Source organism: Gaetbulibacter jejuensis, from assembly GCF_039524015.1.
GTDB lineage: Bacteria > Bacteroidota > Bacteroidia > Flavobacteriales > Flavobacteriaceae > Gaetbulibacter_B > Gaetbulibacter_B jejuensis.
Genome location: NZ_BAAAGF010000001.1, coordinates 1010927 through 1033091 on the forward strand (window position 1 = coordinate 1010927; position 22165 = coordinate 1033091).

A 22165-nucleotide genomic window follows, 5' to 3' on the forward strand; every position below is an offset into this window, starting at 1 on the left:
AAGATTATGAAAAAAATAAATTTTAAAATACAGCAAACAGGATGGTTCATTTTACTGATTTTCTCATTAGTTCAATTGACATCTTGTGAAAACGATTTTAGAGATCCTTCTTCTCCAGATGCGTCGAAGCCTCCTGTAATACACAGTGTAAGCGAAGCTACTGAAGATGTTGCGGTTACTCAAGGTGTGCTTCAAGGCACTTATATTATAAGAGGAGAATATTTAGGAACACTTTCAAAAGTATATTTTAATGGGTACCAAGCAGGTTTTAATCCTGCATTCGTTACTGATAATATTGCTTTTGTGACGGTTCCAGTCAATGCACCTTATGTTGGTCAAGCAAATATTTTAAGACTAGAAACCTTGGGAGGAGCAGTAGAGTACGATTTCTCTCTTTTAACAATAGAAGAATTTACAGAAGAAACTGTTGATGGTGTAAAATTAGTACATCTTTTTGGTGGAGATTTTACTGATACGTCTACAGTAACTTTTGTAAGTGGATCAGAAGAAAACGGAAACTTAGTAGAGTTACCTGCTGAAATAGTTTTTGTTTCTGAAACTATGGTAACAGTTGAAGTTCCTGATGGTGTAGAGCAAGCCTTTATTTACTTAGCAACAAGTAGAGGAGCTATAGCGCAATCTGATTCTTATGGATTTTCGTATTCAATTTATATAGATGAATTACATCCAGAATGGACAACAAGTGAATGGGGAGGAACACATGATTTAGCCTCTACCGAAGTTGCTCTTGGTCAATATTCAATTAAGAGTATTAGAGAAGGTTGGTCTGGTTTAACGTTTTTAGCACCTAATATTCCTTTTGATGAATATGATGCTATAACAGTTTCAGTTTATGGAACAGGAGCTGCTGGAGATTCAGTAACCCTTGCAATTAATGATTTTGATGGAGCTGCGTCTCATCAACCAATAGAACTAATTCCAGGAGAGTGGAACAAAGTTGTAATTCCATTATCAGATTTTTATCCAAATGGAGGTGAGCCAAGTACAATTTTTAGATTGGATTTTCAAGAATCATCAAATACAGGATTGTCTCAATACATATTTTATGTAGATGATTTTGGATTCCTATAATAACTAAACAAAATTAAAATTTACCGTAATGAGAGTTTTTAAAATATATTACTTGGTTATGATTGCTGTTTTGGCGAGTATAACATCATGTAAAGAAGATGATGATTTATACCCACAATTAGGCAACGACCCTAGAAACCTTACCGAAATAATTTCCGAAACATCTGATCTTTCAACTTTATCAGGTCTTTTAGTTCAAGCAGGATTAGATGAAACTTTAAGAACCACCACAACATATACAGTATTTGCGCCTAATAATGCAGCAATGTCTGATGCTGGAGCAGGTTCTTTAACTGATGAAGAATTGCAAAACGCATTGTTAAACCATGTTCTTAGTACTGTGACTGCCGATTTTGCATCGACTTTTACAACAGGATATTTAACAACTTTAGCAACAGGTCCAGATGGTAATAACTTAAGCTTGTATGTAAATACAAATGCTGATTTAACACTTAATGGAGTTGCTTCTTTAGTAGATAACGCTTACGATTGGGGAGCAACAAATGGAGTATTGCATACTGTTGATAATGCTTTATTACCACCAACAGTTACGGATCATGCAATGGCAAACCCTGATTATTCAATGTTTGCTGCAGCTCTAGAAGCTTCTGGTTTAGATGCAACTTTAGCAGGAGCAGACGTTTATACAGTTTTTGCACCAAATAATAGTGCTTTTGAAATGTTTATGACAGAAGTAAATGGTGCTTTTGGTTGGGCTACTTTAGATGATATTCCTACTGATGTGCTTCAGCAAGTATTAACTTACCACGTAGTAGCTGGAGAAAATGTTGTTGCCGAAGAAGTAGATGGTACTGTTCAAACATCTGTTCAAGGAGAATCGTTTTCAATTACAGGTACTGTTATAGATGACGCTAGTTATACCAATGCAAATATTGTACTTACTGATGTGCAAGCTGTAAATGGTATTATCCATGGTGTTGATAAAGTATTGTTGCCAGAAGGTGTTTTTCAAGATGTTTTAAGTGCAACACTTAACATAGTAGAAAGATGTAACGACAGAGGGTTTACTACGTTTTTACAAGCTGTTGATATGGTTGGTTTAACAAGTAGTTTATCTAGTGATGAATTAACAGCGCTTGCACCAAACAACGATGCTTTTGTTGCGTTATTTGCTACTGTAAATAATTTTGAAAGTTTAGACGAGTTTGATACTCCAGAAGAATTAGCTGTATTAACCGATTTGGTAAACTATCACCTTCATTCAGGAACATTACTATCTAGTAATTTAACTGATGGCGGAACAATCTCAACCTTATATGGTGACGATATTACCGTTGATTTAAGTGGTGATAACCCTAAGTTATTACCAACATTTTCTGAAGCAATCCCTTCTCAAATTATTACATCAAATATTGGAGCTACAAATGGAGTCATCCACGAAATAAATAGAGTTTTAGTGCCAGATGCATTAGTAAGTGCACTTGGTATAGAAACAGGAGAAAGTGGATTGTGTCCTGTGAGTGACCCTTCATTGGTATTCTTTGATTGGGATGCAAATGGTCCTTGGTGGGGAAATGTAAATGCTGAAAATGATGCATCTTTGTCTATAGATGGTTCTAGTTATGGTAGAGCAAACTTCCAAACAGGTGGAACTGGATGGCAAGATTTATTCTGGAGGAATGATGCAAGCACGTTTAATGGAGCTGCTACAGTTGGTTCTAACTTAAGCGAGTATTCTTTAAAATTCGATATTAATGTTATTGAACCACTTACTGCTGGTCAATTTAGAATAAGATTCCACAGTGATGCAGTTGACGCATTTTACGATTGGGCACCTTGGAACGATACAGGAGAACCTTTTACAACTGATGGATGGGAAACTGTTGAAATTCCACTATCTGTATTAGGAGTACCTGATTTCAGCTTAGTAAACCAAGAGTTTGGTATGGCATTCGAAGGCGCTGATGTATTGTTGAACTTTGCTATTGATAATGTTCGATTTGATTCTCCAGGATGTGGAGGTCCAGATCCTGTTGATGATCCATCTTTAGTATTCTTTGATTGGGACGCTAATGGTCCTTGGTGGGGAAATGTAAATGCTGAAAACGATGCAGCTATAAGCTTAGACGGAACTAATTATGGTAGAGCAAACTTTCAAACAGGAGGAACTGGATGGCAAGATTTATTCTGGAGAAATGATCCAAGTACCTTTAATGGAGCTAGTACTGTTGGTTCTAACCTTGGAGCTTATGTGCTTAAGTTTGACATTTATACAATTGAACCTTTATCTGCAGGTCAATTTAGAATTAGATTTAATGATTCTGATGGAGTAGATGCTTTTTACGATTGGGCACCTTGGAATGATACAGGTGAACCATTAGATACTGAAGGAGGCTGGACAACAATATCCATTCCTTGCTCTGTGCTTGGAGTTCCTGATTTTAGCTTAGTTGATGCTGAATTTGGAATGGCTTTCGAAGGCGCAGATGTGTTACTGAACTTTGCTATAGATAACGTACGATTTGAAGAATTATAGATTTCATATTTGATTATTAGTAATAAACTTAATTATGCCAATTAGTCTAAATTCCCTGTAAAGTTTTTACAGGGAATTTTTTAAAAAACAAAACCAATGATAAAGAACACTTTACTTGCACTTTTATTTTTAATCTCAATAACAAGCAATGCGCAAAAATTTGAAGGATTAGCAGAAACACCTCCTCTAGGTTGGAATAGCTGGAATACTTTTGGGACAGATATCAATGAGAAACTGGTTATGGAAATTGCTGATAAGTTTGAAGAATTAGGTTTTAAAGATGCAGGATATGAATACATTGTTTTAGACGATGGTTGGATGGCTAAAGAGCGTGATGCTAATGGTAATCTTGTTGCTGACCCAGTAAAATTCCCAAGCGGAATGAAAGCCCTTGCAGATTATATACATTCAAAAGGATTAAAGTTTGGACTTTATAATTGTGCAGGTTATACTACATGTGCTGGTTATCCTGGGAGTAGAGGATATGAATATCAAGATGCAAGGAGTTATGCGTCTTGGGATGTGGATTATCTAAAATATGATTGGTGTAACACACCTAAACTAAATGCTGAAGGTGCTTATATGACAATGCGAGATGCACTTAAAACAGCTGGTAGACCAATTGTGTTTAGTATATGCGAATGGGGAGACAATAAGCCATGGGAATGGGCAGAAGATGTTGGGCATTTATGGAGAGTAACAGGTGATATTATTAATTGTTGGGATTGCGAAGTTGGTCATGGTTCATGGTCGTCTTCTGGAGTTTGGAAAATTATCAATATGAGAAAGAATATTAGAAAAGCTGCAGGTCCTGGTCACTGGAATGATTTAGATATGATGGAAGTTGGTAATGGAATGACTGATGCAGAGGATAGAACCCATTTTGCAATGTGGAGCATGTTGGCTTCTCCACTTATTATGGGTAATGATTTAAGAACAGCTTCTAAAGAAACTATAAAAACACTAACGAATAAAGAAGTTATAGCTGTTAATCAAGATAAGTTGGGTATTCAAGGATTTAGGTTTTCAAACGAAAACAATATTGAAATTTGGATAAAACCACTAGATAACGATGCTTGGGCTTTAACCTTTGTAAATATGAGTGATAAACCAATTCAATTAGATTATGATTGGGAAAAACATAACATTGGTGACGATTTAAATGGTAAATACGTTGATATGAAAAAGACCAAGTTTACAATAAGAGACTTATTCAATCATAAAGATTTAGGAGATACTTCTAAGCATTTACAATCTGTTATAGAATCTCACGATGTGCTAATGGTTAAACTTGATAAAAAGAACTAATATTTATAGCTTTTTAGTTTCTTTTTAAAGTATTTACCATGTCTAGATGGAGTGTAATCATCATCAATAAAAAGACGAGGAGCCCATTCTTTATCAAATACCCATATCATATAAGAAATACCTTTTTGGTCGCAATAATTTGTGATGGCATCTCCATAAGATTCATCGCTAATTACTGGAGAGTGTGCTCCTGGATCTTCAGGACCACAAAACCCTATTTCAGTTAAAATTAAAGGATGGGTTTCTTTAATAAAACCCCAATCATTGTCCCATTTGGCTTCCCAAGGTTTTTCTCTCTTTTGAGGATATGGATGACTCACAAAAGCAATACCTTCAATAGTAAGTGGGTTAGTTTTTAATGGTGTTAAATCATAAGCCCAATTAAATCCAGCTACCAACGGAACTCCTTTTCCGCCATTAGCTCTAATAATAGTGATTATTTCTTTATTGATATTAACCCATTGTTCCCAATTAATTGTCCCAAGTGTATGGTTATAAGTTGTAGGCTCATTAAAAATTTCATAAAAGGCAACAGTTGTGTTGTTACCATACCTAACAGCAATTTTTCTCCAGAAGTCAAAAGTTTCTTTCTGGGTAGTATCATAAATATCAGATTGATACATCTCTGTTCTTAAATTACCTATACTGTGCCAATCTATAATGACATGCATTCCTAGTTCTTCAGCCCATTTAATTCCTTTGTCTAAAAGCTCAAAATAAGCATCGTGTCCTCTTTCTCTCCAATTTGGAGGATGTATAGGAAACCTCACTAAGTTTGCTCCCCAATTTTTTATTTCTTTAAAATACTCTAAGGTCCAATAACCTTGGTTATCTAGTTTATGAGGGTCACTTGTGTTGAGTCCTCTAAAAACAACAGTATTTGCTTTGTCGTCCACAAAATTGTTGCCTTTAACGTTTATTCTACTTAAAGTGTTTTGAGCAAATAGAGTAGAAGTGATTAAAAATGCAATTATAAAGATGTTTCTAGTCATTTTATTTTTTTGTTTAAAGTACTCAATTTACAAGGCTTTTAGTAGTATTATTTTGTCAAAAAAATGTACAACTTTTAATTGTTGAATAAGGTTTCAAGATCAGAATACTTTAAAGCTTGTTTAGGATGAAAATTATCAGAACTCATATAATTTAAAATAGATTGATAAAGCTGAACTGCCTCAGGAGTTTTAATGGTATTCAAAGGAGACATACATACAAGTAAATTGCCTTTTCCAACATCGAACTCAAAAATTAAACCTAGTTTATGGTTTCGTTCTAAATTGTCAATAACCTGAACTGTCGGTAAAAATGCTTTGTTGAGTTCGTCTAAAATTAGTGGCCTGCTTTCTTTTAGTATTGAAAACCATTGCCAGTTGGTATGATAATCTGTTGGGAAATTATTAAAGATTGGATGTTTTGGGTTTGTGAGAATACCCAAAGTTCCTGGAGAAATGGGTTTTTTAACAGATTCACTTATACTTTTAAACATTCCATAATTCCAGAAATCTGGAGGGAAATGTCCAGCGACACTTTTATTTTCTAAAGTACTGAAGTCTGGAAAAAGCAATACGTTTTTTCCGTTTTTTAAACTAGAAAGAGTTGTTGAATTAAATGTGTTGGTTACTAAAACAGTTTCAGGAATAATATTTTTTTGGTTTGAAGGGTAAACCCAAATAGGATACGAGTTGCTATATGATGTATTTGGAATAGTAATATTAAGCGTTAATTTTTTTGCAGTATCAATACCATCTAATTTTAAGGTTAATGTGTCAACATCTAATAATTCTCCATTAATAAAAGATTGTTTGTCAAAACTCCCTTGTTTAAAAGTGTTTCCGTTTTCATCTTTGATTATCCAGTCAATAACTGTATCAACTATAGCATCAGAATAGTTTGCAATCTTAATTTGTGCCTGAAACCTTTCAGTATTTGTCCAACAGTATTTTGAAAACTCAGCCAGCAAAGTAATATCGTTACAAGATTGTTTCCAAGCTTCAGGAGTTATAACATTTTTACTTTCCATAAATGCATCTAAAACACCTACAAGAGCAGTACCTTGACCAGGAAAATCTTGTAAGTCCAATAACTGAAATCCAGCCATTCCTTTAGTGTGTAATGCAGCTTCCATCTCAGCTTTATAGCAAATAGCAGACCACGCACCAGATGCTTTTTGAAAACTACTATCTAAATGCTCCATTCCAGCTTTTTCTAAGCGTTTTTGAAACACTTGTAAATTTCGAGGTTTTAAAACACCAGTGTATTTGTCAATTTCATCATAATTGGGATAAATTTGATACTGACCAATCTCATGACTTACTAAAGGAATTGGCATGTTGTTTACAGCATAATCAAAATTTACCAGTGTTGATGGTGTTGAGGTATTTAATATTCCGCCTTGTTCAGCATCAGCAAAAGCGTGTGTTAATCTTGTGTGTCCTTTAGTAGAATGACCATTTGTAGGAATTCTAGCTCCAACAAAAAACTGCGAATAAGCTCTGGGTTCAAGATATCCAATATTGTTGTTAGAGCCCATAGCATAAAGAGGCCTGCTGTCGTAATTTTTTAAAGCAAGCATTACATTTTCAACCTTGTCATGACCTCCCCAAATTTCGTTGCCAGGAGAAAACATTACAAACGAAGGATGATTTGCATAAGCTTTTAACATTGCTATGCCTTCTTCTTTTAAATTGTTAGCTATAGTATCAGATTCTAGTCCACCCCAAAAAGGCAATTCAACTTGAAGGTATATTCCTGTTTTGTCGGCAGCTATAAATGCAGCTTTAGGAGGGCAATAGGTGTGAAATCTATAGTGGTTGATGCCATATTGTTTTGCGATTTTATAAATACGTTCCCAATCCTCAACACTAGTAGGTGTATAACCAGTAAGAGGAAAAACAGCAGCTTCATGTTTACCTCTTAAAAATGTTTTAGTGTTGTTTATGGTAAATTGCGTACCATTAACTGAGAAATTTCGCATACCAAAGCTAACGGTTTTTGCATCGTTGCTTTCAGGGTTTAGAATAGTTGCAGTTAATTCATATAAAGGTTGTTCAAACTCATTCCATAAACCAATAGAATCTTTAAAGACGTATTCTAAAATAGCTTTGTTGTCTTTAATTTTGAATGTTTTAGGTGTTAATTGAGTTGTTTTTCCATCGTGTGATTTCTTAATGTCAAATTGGATATTTAAGTTGGAAAGGTTAAGAGCATTTTCAATTTCAATAGAGACATTAATTTTCTTTTTGTCTATATTAGGATGTACTTGCAAATTGCTAATAAAAGTTTTTGGAGAAGCCTCTAAATACATTTTTCCAATAATGCCATTCCAGTTTGTTTGGGTATCGTCAGAATAGATATGTACATTTCCGTAAGGTGTTAATTTTAAACTGTTGTCTACTTGTATTGTAATAAAATGCTCACCAGGAGTTAGGACTTTAGATACATTGAACTGTTGAGGAGATTGTAATAGTTTAGAAGAACCAATTAATGTTGAGTCAATCCATACTTTTGAAAATTTTGAGCGTTCTAATACTAACTCTATATGTTTGTTTTTGAAGTGCTCAGGAACGATTATTTTTTTTCTATACCAAGCAATACCTTCATATTTGTAAGGTCTGCTCAAGTGTAAGGTTGTACTATCAGTATTAATAAATCCTTTTTGGTTAGTATCTGTTGTTCCAGGTAAATTGATGGAATCGTTAAGGGTTTTTAAAAACCATTTTTCATTAACACCTAGATTAGATGAGTCGGTTGCGAATTGCCATTGACCTTGAAGGTCCATTAGAGTTCTAGGAGTCTTTTTTTCGCTACAGCTTATAAAAAGTATTGCTACTAAAAGTAAGTAAAGGTTTTTCATTAAATGCGTAATGGTTAGTAATTCAGAAAATGATAGTAAAGTCCTAAATTACTAAATAATACTGCGTTTTGAAACGAAATGGAACCCTTTTTGAATTAAGAAAAACTGGGTATATTGAAGATGATATGTTGTTGTTTCAAAACTTCTAAAACCATATTAAAAGACATGTCATTTTTAGTGGCAACAGATTCTTTTTGTAATAAATCCTCAATTTGGTTTTTCATTGAATCGTTATGATATTCCAATAAAAATTCATTGTCGTATAACTTAATCAAGCAATCTTTATCACTAAAATCAATAACTGTTTGAGGATTAACTTTTAGAGTATTAGGAAGTTTGGGATATGTTTTTTGAAGAAGTTTATAAATAGCTTCCACAACTCTGTTGACTGTTATTGAGTTTAAACAAACTTTATGGTCGCAATTTAAAATCACATCATAGTTACAACGAATATTACAAACGCCTTTTTTACCCCAAATAATTTCATTGTTCTCAGAAAAACTTCCCCAGCTTCCAGGTCCAGTAGGTCCATAAATGCCAACGGTAGGTACATTGTAAGCACCAGCAACATGAGTGATTCCTGCATCATTTCCTATATGAAAAAGAGCTCCAGCCATTGCATTTCCAACATCAGTCATTCCGCCTGTTATATATTCTATATGTGGCATTGGTTTGGAGAAATAAGCTTCAATGTCAGGGTCATTTGGGCCTTTTATAATCTTGCAATTTAGTGTTGGAAAAAGCTCAGAAAGGGTTTCGATAAGTTGAGCATACTTTTCTGTAGGCCATATTTTTAACAAAAAACCAGCTCCATGATGTAGAACATAATATTTTGGATTTTCTTTAGAAGTTTTAAAATAAGGAAACCCATCATAGCTATTGTTTATGTTTTTGTGAAGCTTTGAAACTGTATCAATATAATGTGCAATTGAATGCTGTTTTACTTTTTTATGTGTTGGATATTTAAGCGCATGAGGTAAATCGTATCCTCTAAAAGCAGGATAATTACCTAATTCGTAAATATTATCATAGTTGTCTTCTTGTTGTCTTGCGTCTTCTTCATTAACAACTGTAATGCCTTCAAGGTGGTTTGTGAAAAAATCAACCAAACGAGGAGCTACTGCAAAATGTAAACTGTCAGATACTTTAGCTAGTTTTTTAATTGCAGGAATTGAAAAAAAGATATCGCCTAAGCCTCCATAGCTTTTGTAAACTAATACCTTTCCTAAGGAGTTGGTTTTTGTTTTGGGTTTTTTCTTGATATTTTGTTCTGCTCTATCCCAAAATTCATCCAAAATAGTTTTCATTTCATGAATGGCTTTATCTTTGTTATTTGGATAAAAATCAAATGAAAATGTGCCTATTCTGTCATTTGAAATAATATTACATCCTGATAAAAAGGCTTCTGCAGCCAAACGACCAGAAGGTTCTGGCCATATAGGTTGGCAGATAAACGTTTTGGTTTTCCCCAGTATTTTTAAAACCTCTTTGTTGGGTATTGGCTCATGGAAGCTTATATTGCTGGGTAGCTCAGTACGCAACTTGTTTTCTCCGTAAACTGTAAAATTAATGTTGGGATGTTCTTTAGCATATTCTACATAGGCGTATCCGCCTTTTAAATAATTGAGGTCTCCAAAAAACGGAATCGTGTCTTCAATTTTTTCTTCACTAATTTGTAAATCTTCAACATGTACAGTAGGAGGTTTGATCATGTGGTTTGAAACTGCATCTCCAAAAAAATCAACATGTGCTTTGTAGTGGCTAGGTGATTGAAATGCATTAAACTTTGCATTTGCATATAAATTTCTGTAATGATGAAATTTATCAGGGTTGCAGCAGTTGGTTACTTTTCTGTCAACTGTACATAAAATGTTCCTTCTCACGCAGAAATTATAATCGTATTCAATTTTTATATACAGTGCTTTTGAAGAAATTAAATAATTGATTAATTCTAGTTCATACTGACAACGTGTAATGCTACAAACAATAATTAAATCTGAATTTTGAATATTTCTTTTGGTTGTATCAAAACTCCTAAGGTAGTCTAACGTTACAGAATATTGTCGTTGCTCACCTAAACGGATTAATTGTTTAATAGTCAATTCTGCTCCTCTAGGCGTAGCTAAAGAAGTATCATGTAAAAACAGTACTGAATTCAAATTAGAGGAAAATAAATAAGAAACACTTAAAAGATGTCTATGGAAATATTAGTCATCATAGTACCCATCGTCATAATATCCATCATCATAGTAACCGTCATCATAGTATCCATCGTCGTAATACCCATCATCATAATAACCGTCACCATAATATCCATCATCAAAACTATCATCATCAGACTCGCTACACGATGATGCTACAGAGGCTGTTATAGAAATAGCAGAAAGAGCTAAAATTGCTTTACCAGATTTTTTAATAAAATGTCTTCTTTTCATAGTAAATGGAGTTTACATTTCTAAATTTAACAAAAAAAATTAAAATGCTTGTTAGTTATATATATAACAACTCATAATTCAATAATCCTTTAAAAAAAGTAATTTGATTTTAAGGGTACTAAAATATCTGTCATTTTTTTATATTTATAAAACCTAAAATTATAGACTCCCTCACAATCTATTCTTATTAACAACGTTATTTTTGAAGTGAATTTACTATTACTTATCGAACAACTAACAACAGGTGGCAAAATAGTCATTGGTATTTTCTTTGCTATTTTATTGGGAATGCTTTTTTACTTTGCTTTAAAAATGGCAGAATTAAGTTATGTGATGAAGCGTAAAAAACCTTTTTATGTTCATTCTCCTTTCTTTTTAAAACAACTTAATGAACCTCAAAAGTTAATACTGCAAAATCAATTTAAGTTTTACAATAAATTAAATTCTAAGTACAAAAAGTATTTTGAGCATCGTGTTGCTTCGTTTATAGCAGATAAAGAGTTTGTTGGAAGAAGCGGGTTGCAAATTACTGAAGAAATGAAAGTCCTTATTTCAGCAACAGCAGTAATGCTTACTTTTGGTTTTAGAGACTTTTATATAGCTTTGATAAATAATATTTTTATTTATCCAGAAGAGTTTTACTCAACTATTAATGACGATTATCATAAAGGGGAGTTTAATCCTAAATTGCAAACTTTGGTGCTCTCTTGGAAAGATTTTAAAAAAGGCTTTGCTATTGATAATGATAACTTAAACCTTGGTATACATGAGTTTGCCCACGCTATTCATTTAAATAGTATAAAAGAACGTGATGTTAGCTCTACTATTTTTTCTGACTCGTTTAAAGAGCTTACCACGTTATTGTCCAATGAAGAAACACTTAGAAAAGATTTAATAGCGTCTAAATACTTTAGGGACTATGCTTATACCAACCAGTTTGAGTTTATAGCGGTTATTATTGAAACCTTTATTGAAACTCCTGATGAGTTTAAATCGCTATTTCCTGAGATCTACGACAAAACCAAACAGATGCTTAATTTTAACTTTGCAGGCTACTAATTAAGAGTTAGCCAACGCTTTCAAATCTTTAATAGTTTCAATTTGATTTTCGCTTTTAAATACATAACTACCTGCGACTAATACGTCAGCTCCAGCATCAACCAATTGCTTTGCATTTTTATTGGTAACGCCTCCATCAATTTCAATTTTTGTTGAAGCTCCTTTTTTGGTAATTAGTTCTTTAAGCTGTTTTACTTTATTATATGTGTTTTCAATAAAACTTTGACCACCAAAACCTGGGTTTACACTCATTAAGCATACTAGGTCAATATCGTTTATAGTGTCTTCAAGTACGTTAATATTAGTATGCGGATTTAACGCTACTCCAGCTTTCATACCATGTGCTTTTATAGCTTGTAAAGTTCTGTGTAGATGTGTGCAAGCTTCATAATGAACCGTTAGAATATTGCTTCCTAAATCAGCAAAGGTTTTTATGTAGCGATCTGGGTCAACAATCATTAAATGTACATCAATGGTTTTTTTAGCATGTTTTGAAATAGCGTCTAAAACTGGCATTCCAAAAGATATGTTTGGTACAAAAACACCATCCATTATATCAATGTGAAACCAATCGGCATCACTAGTATTAACCATTTCTATATCTCGTTGAAGGTTGGCAAAATCTGCTGCTAAAACAGAAGGAGCAATTAATTTAGAATTCATTATTGTTGTGTTGTTGAAAGTTTTTGCAAAGATAGAAAAGTCTTTTCATAGTCTCTTCCCTTTGGGAAGGGATTTAGGGATGGACTTAAAAAAAATGAACCCAGAGTAATCAGCTCTGGGTTCTTTCATCAATCAAAAAACGAACAGTTATGTGTAACTGTTTGTTACGGTAATTTAGTCGTAATTATCGAGAATTACTAACCTAAATATGTTTTTAATATTTTACTTCTAGAAGTATGTTTAAGTCTTCTAATAGCTTTTTCTTTAATTTGACGTACACGCTCACGAGTAAGATCAAAAGTTTCACCTATTTCTTCTAAGGTCATTGGGTGTTGATCACCTAAACCAAAGTATAAACGAATAACGTCAGCCTCACGAGGTGTTAAGGTTTCAAGCGCTCTTTCAATCTCAGTGCGTAAAGACTCGTGTAATAAATCTTTATCAGGATTTGGAGACTCTCCACTTCGTAATACATCATAAAGGTTAGAATCTTCACCTTCAACTAAAGGTGCATCCATACTTACATGACGACCAGAGTTTTTCATAGACTCTTTTACGTCGTTAATAGTCATATCCAATTCCTTTGCGATTTCCTCAGCACTTGGTGGACGTTCATGACTTTGCTCTAAAAATGCAAATGTTTTATTGATTTTATTGATAGATCCAATCTTGTTCAACGGTAAACGAACAATACGAGATTGCTCAGCTAATGCTTGAAGAATAGATTGACGAATCCACCAAACCGCATACGAAATGAATTTGAAACCACGAGTTTCATCAAAACGTTGTGCAGCTTTTATAAGACCTAAATTACCTTCATTAATTAAATCTGGTAATGTTAATCCTTGGTTTTGATATTGCTTTGCTACCGATACAACGAAACGTAAATTAGCTTTAGTTAACTTTTCTAAAGCCACTTGATCTCCTGCTTTAATACGTTGTGCTAATTCTACTTCTTCGTCTGCGGTAATTAAGTCAACTTTTCCAATTTCTTGCAAATATTTGTCTAGCGAAGCCGTTTCTCTATTAGTAACCTGCTTCGTAATTTTAAGTTGTCTCATCTAATGATCTCCTTTATTTTTAAGGGTGAATTTTAATGTTGCATATAGTTATACGTACGAAGTGCTTAAAATGTTACAAAAAATTAAATTTTAATTAATTTTTTATCATTTAAGTTAATATCGTCCAACATTTCATTAGTAAACTTGTAGTGACCTCTAGTAGTTATAAGTCTAAATCTATGCGATTTAAGATTGCTTAAAGTATTTAGAAATAACCATTTTGATTTAAGTAAGTTTGGTTTAGAAGATTTTAAACCAATATCAAAAATGTGCTTTCTGCCTTCTTTTTCAGCAACAATATCAGGAGTTACAACAATGTCACTTCCTTTTTTTGCATAAGATTTTGGCGTCTCATAACCATCAATATCGGCTTTTATGTTTTCAAAACCGTGTTGTTTGAGATAAGTAACTGAGTCGTTTAAAAAGTCTGAATATTTATCTTTATCTGTGTAAATCATAACTAATATTATAATTTTTTTTGCGACAAATGCAAAATTTCAAACCATTTTAACTTTTAAGAAACGCTTGGAGTGCACGATTTATACTCTTACTTGCCCATCTCCAAACACATAATATTTATTAGTTACTAACTGCTTTAAGCCTAGTGGTCCTCTATGGTGTAGCTTATCTGTGCTAATTGCTAATTCAGCACCAACTCCCATTTGTGCACCATCTGTAAATCGAGTAGAGGCATTATGGTAAACTGCAGCACTATCAATAGTATTCATAAAATTTAATGCTTCAGTTTTATCTTCGGTAATAATAGCAGCTGAATGTTTTCCTGAATATTTATTAATCATTCTTGTAGCTTCATCAATAGTATCAACTGAAGCAATTAAAAGTTTTAATGCCAAAAATTCTTCATACCATATAGTGTCTTGTGAAACTTCATCTACATTTTTTAGAATATTAGAAACGCTTTTATCTGCAATGATTTCAACCTTATGTTGCTCTAATTTTTGTTTTAGCATCATTAATTTAGTTTCATACTCAGGAAGGTTTTTATTAATAAGTACTTTATCTAAAGCATTGCACCCTGAAATTTTATTGGTTTTGGCATTGATAATTACATTTACCGCTTTGCTCCAATCTGCTTTTTCAGAAACATACAAGAAATTATTTCCTCTACCGCTAACCAAAACTGCGCAAGTGGCATGAGTTTTTACAAATTCAATAAGTCGCTCTCCACCTCTTGGAACAATTAAGTCTAAAGGTTCTGTTGGGTTTCTTAAAAACTCTTGTGTTTCTTCACGTTTTAAGTGTAGTAGCTTAATCCAATCTTTAGATAAACCGTTTTCAGTTAATGCTTCGTGCCAACACTCTTCTAAAATAATATTACTATTATAGGCTTCTTTACCGCCTTTTAATAAAATTTTATTATTGGCTTTAAAGGCTAATACTGCAGCTTCAATAGTAACATCAGGTCGAGATTCATATATAATAAGAATAGTTCCGAATGGAGCAGTGGTATTCACTATATTAAGTCCATTCTTTAAGGTTCTATTTGAAATTTCTTGTCCAACAGGATCATCTTGAAGCCTTACTGAATTTACTGCTTCAATCATTTCATCAACTTTTTTGTTATTTACAATTAGACGTTCAAAAAGTGCTTGATCTTCTTTTTGAAAAGCGTCTAAGTCTTTTTTGTTGGCTTTAATAATAGCATCGCGTTTACGATCCAGAATTTTTGCCATCGATTTTAATACGTTGTTTTTAATATTTGTGTTTAAAAGTTTCATTTTTTTGTTTTTTTAGGCACTAATAAATTTAGTTCCTACTTGTTTGTTATTAATTATATCTACAATTACATTTTCGCGCTTACCATTAGCTATGTAAGTTGGTATGTCTTTTTTTGCTGTGCCTTTGGCTATTTTTAATTTTGAAGCCATACCACCACGACCTTCACCTTCTTTTTTGTTTGAAGCGCAGACGTATTTTTCTACGTTTTGGTTTGTTGTTACCAGGTTTAATTTTCGAGATTCATCGTCATCTGGATGACCAGTATATAAACCATCAGTATCAGATAAAATGATTAATCGGTCTGCATCTAACAATTCAGCAACTAAACTAGCTAACTCATCATTGTCTGAGAACATTGACATGGTTAAGGATACTGCATCATCTTCATTAGCAATAGGAATAACGCCTTCTGCCAATAAACCTTCGTAACAATTAATCATGTTTTGCCTGTGTTTTCCTGGGTCAAAGTCTCGTTTTGTAGCCAATATTTGAGCGCAACGCATTCCGTAATCATGAAAAATACTGTAGTAATGACGCATCATCCTTGGTTGTCCAACAGCAGAATACACTTGTCGTCTTATTGATTTGTCTTTAATATTAGTGTCTCCTAAAACCTCCATTCCTGCAATCGCAGAACCTGAAGACACAAGGATTACCATGATATTTTCTTCATATAGTACTGAAATTTGACGTACTAATTCTCTTAGTACTGGTCCTAAAATTCTATTGTCTTTATTTGTTAAAACGTTGGTTCCTACTTTTACAACCACTCGTTTAATATCGTCGTTCATTTTATTTGTTTTTTCCTAATTCAACTGCTCTGTCAAAGGCTGCATATGCTGCATCTTGAATAAGCTGTTTTACATTATTATCTTCCATAGAGTCTATTGCTGCTTGTGTTGTTCCTCCTTTAGAGGCTACTTTATCAATCCAGCGTTCTGGTGAAATATCAGATTGATTAAACAATTCAATAGCACCTTCAAAAGTGTTGCTTACTAGAATTTTTGAATCATAGTCTGAAAAGCCCATTTTTTGAGCAGCTTCTAACATTGATTGCATAAAATAAAATACGTAAGCTGGTCCACTACCAGAAATACCTGTTGAGGCATCAATGAATTTTTCAGTATCTACATGTATGGATGTTCCTGTAGTATCTAATAAGTGTCTTACCATTAAAAGTTCCACTCGCGATATAGCTTTAGAACCTGTATATGAGGTTACACCTTTACCAACTTTTGCAGGTAGGTTAGGCATAGTACGTATTACTTTTTTTACACCTAAACCATTTTGGATGGTTTCAATGCTTACACCTGCCATTAGTGATACAAATATTTGTTCACTATTAATTAAGGGTTTCATGTCTTTAAAGAGATCTTCGCAGTGATAAGGTTTTACTGCTAAAAACACAATGTCCGATTTTGGTAAACCATCTTCTAAAGAAGTGTATACGTCAAAGCTTGGGTTTTGTCTTAGTGTTTCAATTTTGTTCGGGTCGGTATCGTAGATTCTTAATTTTTGTTTTCCTAATAAAGAAGAATCTGCCATTCCTTCTGAATAGGTTAAGCCCATGTTTCCGGCACCTATTACTAATACTTTCATAATTTTGTTTTAGTTAAACTTTACTTGTCAGTGCTTATTAAGCCACAAACACTATGCGATAGTGCCAAACTAAAAACTTGATTTTGAGAATTTTGAAGTTTAAAAAGATTTCTGGGTTTTATTAACAGATGTATAATGTATTAGAAAGATGCTTGAGAATATGTGAATTTCAATAAACAGAAAAAACTATAAAAACTGACACCTTGTCGGTGACAAATAGTGTATTTACAGGAAGAGAATAATTTAGTAAGGCTTGAAATTGTTTTCTTTTTAAGAAGAAATAGGAATTATCAAGCAAAGAACAAGAGCAATATAAATGGCTGAAATATTTATTAGGAGATACATTTCAGCCATTGTCTTAATTGAGATTTGATTTTTATTAAAACTTATATTCTATTCCTCCAAGTATAGAAATTGTATATGGATAAAAATCAACAGATTCTGAATATGGTTTTAAATGATATTTAAATAAACCTTCTGCATTAAAATAAAAGTTCTTGTATAGTCTGGTTTGAACTCCAAGGCCTGCATTTATAGATATTGTTAAATTAGAAAAATCATTCTTGTTTGAGGTGCTTGAGGTTATATTATTTTCGGTTATAGATAGTTCAGCATCGCTAATAGCTAAATAACTAGCGCCTCCAATAAAATAGGGAGATATGTTGTTTTGAGTGAATGAATATTTTACTTCAAAAGGAATTTCTAAATACTCAACAGCTTGTTTTGTTAAAGTATTGTTTTCGGTGAAAGTTTGTTGCAATGATAGTTTGTTTATTCCTAGCCTGAGACTTATTTTATTTGAAGGTAAGTAATTAAAGTAAATACCATAACTTAATTGAGTTTGGTCTTGAAATGATTGTTTAAATGCATCATAATAAACTATTGAAACATTAGGGTAAATACTCCATTTAGATTCTTTAGGCTCGTCTGTGATAGAGTCTTTATTAGTTGTTTTATCAGTATTTTCTTTTTTGTGATTTTTTTCTAGTTCTTTTTTAGTGTTAGTTGAATCTTTCAAACTAATAGCTAAAGTCTTGTCTTTTTGAATTTTTATTGAATCATTTGTATTGAAATTATAAACTTCGTTTTTATGATTATTAAAAAACTCACTTTTTTTATTGTTTGAAGAGTTTATTGTTGTGTAATTTTGATTTTGTTTAAAGTGTGGGTTTATAGTCTTAGCTGGTTTGTTGTTTTGAGTTTTATTTAATTTAGATTGAGTAGTTGAAGCAGAATGAGTAGAATCTTTATAGTTACTTAAAATGATTTCTTCACTTGCTTGATTGCTATTACTTACATTGGATTGGTTTGTATTTGGTGTACTAGAAAAGTTGGAGTTTTGTTCGTTTTTTTCAATAGTTTTATTATTAATTTCACTATTGTTTTCAAAACCTGATATGTAATCTCTGTTTAAAAATAAAAGAAGAAAAAGAGCAAGCATAATAGTTCCATACCTTAACCAAATTACAATAGGCTTATCTTTTTCTTTGTCTTTTTTTAACTCTACTTCAATTTGCTCCCAAACAGCATTGTTAGGTGAATCATTGAATTCTGATAAGCGTTCTTTAAAAGCTTGACCTATATCTTTTTTAATTCCCATGATGCTTTATTTTATTTTGAGAGCTGTTAATATTTTTTAGTTTTTCTTTCAAAATCAGTTTTGCTCTATGTAAATTCGACTTCGATGTGCTTTCAGTTATAGACAATAATTTTGCGATCTCTTTATGTGAATAATTATCTAATTCATAAAGGTTAAAAACTAACCTATATCTACTAGGAAGCTCTTGAATTAGGCTTAAAATAAAATGTAAAGAGATGTTTAATTCGTCAGTATCTATATGTGTGTCAGGTAAAATTTCTTCTTTAATAACAATATTTATAGCGGTCTCCTTTTTGTACTTGTCAATTGCTTTGTTTATGGTTATACGTTTCATCCATCCTTCAAAAGAACCTTTATTATTAAACTTTTTTATGTTTTTGAAAATTTCTAAAAATGAATCTTGAAGATTGTCTTGTGCTTCTTCTTTATTTCTACAGTACTTTAAACTTAAAATGTATAGATCATCCTTGTAAAGCTCATAGAGTTTACTTTGAGCTTTAATGTCATTTTTTTTACAGGACTTTATAAGTTTATCTAGTTGATTCAATTTAGACTTAAATAGATTTTATTTAAATACCTAACGTAGGTATTTCTATTCATAAAAATAAACTCTTTCTTTGGTAAATCCTCCGCAGTCATTGTAAGTGGAGCTCAAAGGTAAGTTTTGGTTATTATAATCATAAACTGTGATTCGGTTACAATCTTCTCTATAAGTCATATTATTATTTGATATCCTTTTAATTTTGTTATAGGAAGAAGGAAATAACAAGCTAAAAGGATTTATCATATTGTCATAGTCGTAGCTTTCAAATATTTCAGATGTAGCATCATCTATTAAAGTTTTAATATTACCATTAGCATCATAAGTTAATGATATTGAGCTGTTGTTTTGAGGGTTGTTAGGATAGTTGAAGAGCATTTGAGACACTAAATTGTTTGTGTAAACAAATTCTATATAACTATCATCTTCATAGGTTTCCATAGTAATTAATCCATTTTCATACATATAGTTAATTGTATAAGAAAAACCATTTTCATTATTATAAGTTTCACTAATAACTTGATTGTTTGAGTTATACGCGAATTCTTTTATGTAACCTCCTGAAGCTGTTAGCACAGAAACAAAGTTGTTAGAATTATATTGATATGTAACATTACCTTCAGGACCAAAATCGGTTAATTCACCATTTTGTGTAATTAATTCTGTTACCATTATCAACTTTGGTTGGTTATCATTTTCATTGCTTTCGCTATTAGAGCAAGAAAAAATGACAGTGACTAATAGTAATGAAATTAAATTATTTTTCATGATTAATGTTTTTGTTGTTTTACCTATAGTCTTGATATTAATACAAAGGTTGCGTCAGAAACACAATTTATTTATTAAGCTTTGAGAATGGTAAGTCTCTAAAAAAAGTATAATTTATTCAAAACCTAATAATTCTGTAGCCACAATAAGTTGTTTTAATGCGTCAATTTTAGCAAACAGCTTATTAAAAAATGTGTTTCTCTCTTTTTCTCCAGCAGTGTTTAATAATTTAGAATTCTGTAATTGCTTGTTTAGAAAAATTTCAGCTTCAGTACAAGTATGCTTATCACTGGTTTTATAATAAGAAAGTAAGGTAAATGGTACGTAGAGCATTTGGGTATTAGGTGTGTTGACTAAAACATGGTTATTCATTAAATGCAGCTCGTTGTAGTACAATTTAAATTGGTTTGGGTTTGCAATTAATTTATCTAGTATACGCTGTATCACATCTTTTAATAAATCGCATAATAGTATAGCAGTTTTAGTATTGACTTGTCCTGCTTGATGGTAAAAATGAATTTGTTTTAAAGTGCTATTTATTGAGGTGATATCCCAAATTTCATGCGTGTTTAAATTGTTGTAAAGATTTCCTAGTTTTTTACCAGCTTCGATTAAGTTGGGTTTAGGCGCAAAGTTATTAAAGCTTTTAGTGGCAAATTTAGGGTTTAATAATTTTAACCACACATAGTATTTAAAACAGCTTAACGTATCACCATTTAAATTATAAAATAGCGGAATGTCTTTAGCGGAATATAAAATACTGTTCTCTTTTTGAGTGAGTAACGGTAAAAGCGAATTGTAGGAATCTTTAAAGTAGTTTTCAAGGTCTAGTTCACTTTCAATATGCTTTGTTTTTTCAATACTTACAAATTCTGAAGAAGTAGTTTCAAACAATCTATCTAAAGACAAATTATAATATCTAGCTAGCGCAACACTTTCATCTAACGATAGTTTGCTTTTTAAACTTACTCGCCTATGAGCCGCATCATAACTAATATCTAATGCAGTAGCAACAGCTTCAATAGTTGAAGTGTTTTTTGGTAATTCGTTTTTTAAATGCTCTAAAAAAGTAGTTTGAAACATACTCAAAGCTAATTATATTTTGTGATTATCGCAAAAATAAATTTAATACTTCGTGATTTCATTAATTGTAAATGTGATTATAGCAATAATTTTGACTTGAATTTTAAAACGATAATTATGAAAAATTACATTTTAATTGCTTTTACTTTTTTGGTTTCATTTCAAGGTTTTTGTCAAAATGGAATAGAAGAAAAACGAAACTTGCGCTTTCCTGTTTGGATAACACATACTAAGAATACAGATATTATAGGATTGTCTTTAGGAGCGTTTCCTACTGATTATGGAAATGATAACAGATTAACAAGAACTTTTGGAGTGCGTTTGGAGGTTTTTCCATTATCCTTTTTTTATTTTTTAGCGCCAAAAACACCCATTTCAAATAATGAAGAGACATATCAATCTTTTATGAATGGACATACAACTCAGCAAATTTATGGGTTAAACCTTTCTACAGGTACATTTGAAGGTATTGATGCTTATGGAGTCTCAGTAACTGGTTTTATGCATTATAGTAGAAAAAATAACGGAATCTCTATTGCAGGAATGAGTAATTCTATTGAGAGGGCAAATGGCATAATTATAGGATTTGGTGGAAATGAAGTTTTTCAAGGTAATGGGATTATGCTAGCTAGTGTATGGGGAAATGGAGCAATGCGATTCAATGGTGTGCAAATTAGTGTTGAAAATGTAATTTTTGAAAAAGGTAGAGGTGTTCAAATAGGTTTTTTCAATAGAGCAAAAAACTTTAGAGGAATACAACTTGGTTTATGGAATAAAAATGATAAACGCTCTTTTCCTATTATTAATTGGCAGTTCAAATCATAGAAAAATAAAAAAAGCCTATCATGATTGATAGGCTTTTGCTTTAT

The 22165-nt window shown here is 32.2% G+C and carries 19 protein-coding genes; 5 read left to right on the plus strand and 14 right to left on the minus strand.

Going from position 1 to position 22165, the window contains the following annotated elements; all coding sequences use genetic code 11:
• Positions 1 to 6: 6 nt before the first annotated feature.
• The 3 genes from ABD011_RS04420 to ABD011_RS04430 all read left to right on the plus strand — a co-directional run bounded on the left by ABD011_RS04420 (position 7) and on the right by ABD011_RS04430 (position 4897).
• Positions 7 to 1092 carry a hypothetical protein gene (locus ABD011_RS04420; RefSeq protein ID WP_129759306.1) on the plus strand — a complete coding sequence of 362 codons (1086 nt, stop codon included), beginning with the start codon at positions 7 to 9 and terminating at the stop codon, positions 1090 to 1092.
• Between the two features lie 28 nt (positions 1093 to 1120).
• The gene (locus tag ABD011_RS04425) at positions 1121 to 3589 is read left to right on the plus strand and encodes a glycan-binding surface protein (RefSeq protein ID WP_343796109.1); all 2469 of its coding nucleotides are present in this window, start codon (positions 1121 to 1123) and stop codon (positions 3587 to 3589) included.
• A 96-nt stretch (positions 3590 to 3685) separates the two neighbouring features.
• The gene (locus ABD011_RS04430; RefSeq protein WP_343796111.1) at positions 3686 to 4897 is read left to right on the plus strand and encodes a glycoside hydrolase family 27 protein; all 1212 of its coding nucleotides are present in this window, start codon (positions 3686 to 3688) and stop codon (positions 4895 to 4897) included.
• Here ABD011_RS04430 and ABD011_RS04435 read toward each other — a convergent pair.
• From ABD011_RS04435 to ABD011_RS04450, 4 genes are all read right to left on the minus strand, one after another.
• Complete coding sequence (locus ABD011_RS04435; RefSeq protein WP_343796113.1) at positions 4894 to 5889, minus strand: glycoside hydrolase family 5 protein; 996 nt, start codon at positions 5887 to 5889, stop codon at positions 4894 to 4896. The genes ABD011_RS04430 and ABD011_RS04435 overlap by 4 nt on opposite strands.
• 74 nt (positions 5890 to 5963) lie before the next feature.
• Positions 5964 to 8747 (minus strand): sugar-binding domain-containing protein, encoded by a 2784-nt coding sequence (locus ABD011_RS04440; RefSeq protein ID WP_343796115.1) that lies wholly within the window; start codon positions 8745 to 8747, stop codon positions 5964 to 5966.
• Positions 8748 to 8842: 95 nt separating this feature from the next.
• Positions 8843 to 10906 (minus strand): glycosyltransferase family 9 protein, encoded by a 2064-nt coding sequence (locus ABD011_RS04445; RefSeq protein WP_343796117.1) that lies wholly within the window; start codon positions 10904 to 10906, stop codon positions 8843 to 8845.
• A 48-nt stretch (positions 10907 to 10954) separates the two neighbouring features.
• Positions 10955 to 11182, minus strand: coding sequence for a hypothetical protein (locus ABD011_RS04450; RefSeq protein WP_262732134.1), 228 nt, complete (start codon positions 11180 to 11182; stop codon positions 10955 to 10957).
• Positions 11183 to 11389: 207 nt separating this feature from the next.
• On the opposite strand from ABD011_RS04450, the gene ABD011_RS04455 reads away from it, so the two are divergent.
• Entirely contained in the window at positions 11390 to 12241 is an 852-nt protein-coding gene (locus ABD011_RS04455; RefSeq protein WP_343796119.1) for a zinc-dependent peptidase, read from the plus strand.
• On the opposite strand, the gene rpe is transcribed toward ABD011_RS04455, so the two are convergent.
• The 10 genes from rpe to ABD011_RS04505 form a co-directional block, all read right to left on the minus strand.
• On the minus strand, positions 12242 to 12904 hold the full coding sequence (gene rpe / locus ABD011_RS04460; protein WP_129759298.1) for a ribulose-phosphate 3-epimerase: 663 nt from the start codon (positions 12902 to 12904) through the stop codon (positions 12242 to 12244).
• Positions 12905 to 13101: 197 nt separating this feature from the next.
• A complete protein-coding gene (locus ABD011_RS04465) occupies positions 13102 to 13965 on the minus strand; it encodes a sigma-70 family RNA polymerase sigma factor (protein WP_053976055.1) in 864 nt (287 codons plus the stop codon).
• Positions 13966 to 14048: 83 nt separating this feature from the next.
• Positions 14049 to 14423, minus strand: a complete 375-nt coding sequence (locus tag ABD011_RS04470; RefSeq protein ID WP_129759297.1) for a hypothetical protein — start codon at positions 14421 to 14423, stop codon at positions 14049 to 14051.
• An 81-nt stretch (positions 14424 to 14504) separates the two neighbouring features.
• Positions 14505 to 15704: a glutamate-5-semialdehyde dehydrogenase gene (locus ABD011_RS04475; protein ID WP_343796127.1), complete on the minus strand. Its 1200-nt coding sequence runs from the start codon at positions 15702 to 15704 to the stop codon at positions 14505 to 14507.
• A gap of 12 nt (positions 15705 to 15716) precedes the next feature.
• Positions 15717 to 16496 carry a glutamate 5-kinase gene (proB, locus tag ABD011_RS04480; RefSeq protein WP_129759295.1) on the minus strand — a complete coding sequence of 260 codons (780 nt, stop codon included), beginning with the start codon at positions 16494 to 16496 and terminating at the stop codon, positions 15717 to 15719.
• Position 16497: 1 nt separating this feature from the next.
• Entirely contained in the window at positions 16498 to 17304 is an 807-nt protein-coding gene (gene proC, locus ABD011_RS04485; RefSeq protein ID WP_343796129.1) for a pyrroline-5-carboxylate reductase, read from the minus strand.
• Between the two features lie 379 nt (positions 17305 to 17683).
• Positions 17684 to 18904 (minus strand): outer membrane beta-barrel protein, encoded by a 1221-nt coding sequence (locus ABD011_RS04490; RefSeq protein WP_343796131.1) that lies wholly within the window; start codon positions 18902 to 18904, stop codon positions 17684 to 17686.
• The gene (locus ABD011_RS04495; RefSeq protein ID WP_343796133.1) at positions 18894 to 19451 is read right to left on the minus strand and encodes an RNA polymerase sigma factor; all 558 of its coding nucleotides are present in this window, start codon (positions 19449 to 19451) and stop codon (positions 18894 to 18896) included. The genes ABD011_RS04490 and ABD011_RS04495 overlap by 11 nt, the downstream gene beginning before the upstream one ends.
• A gap of 45 nt (positions 19452 to 19496) precedes the next feature.
• The gene (locus ABD011_RS04500) at positions 19497 to 20213 is read right to left on the minus strand and encodes a hypothetical protein (RefSeq protein WP_343796135.1); all 717 of its coding nucleotides are present in this window, start codon (positions 20211 to 20213) and stop codon (positions 19497 to 19499) included.
• Positions 20214 to 20327: 114 nt separating this feature from the next.
• Positions 20328 to 21296 (minus strand): hypothetical protein, encoded by a 969-nt coding sequence (locus ABD011_RS04505; RefSeq protein WP_343796137.1) that lies wholly within the window; start codon positions 21294 to 21296, stop codon positions 20328 to 20330.
• A 117-nt stretch (positions 21297 to 21413) separates the two neighbouring features.
• Between ABD011_RS04505 and ABD011_RS04510 the strand changes: the two genes are divergently transcribed.
• Entirely contained in the window at positions 21414 to 22121 is a 708-nt protein-coding gene (locus ABD011_RS04510) for an LA_2272 family surface repeat-containing protein (protein WP_343796140.1), read from the plus strand.
• Positions 22122 to 22165 lie beyond the last annotated feature (44 nt).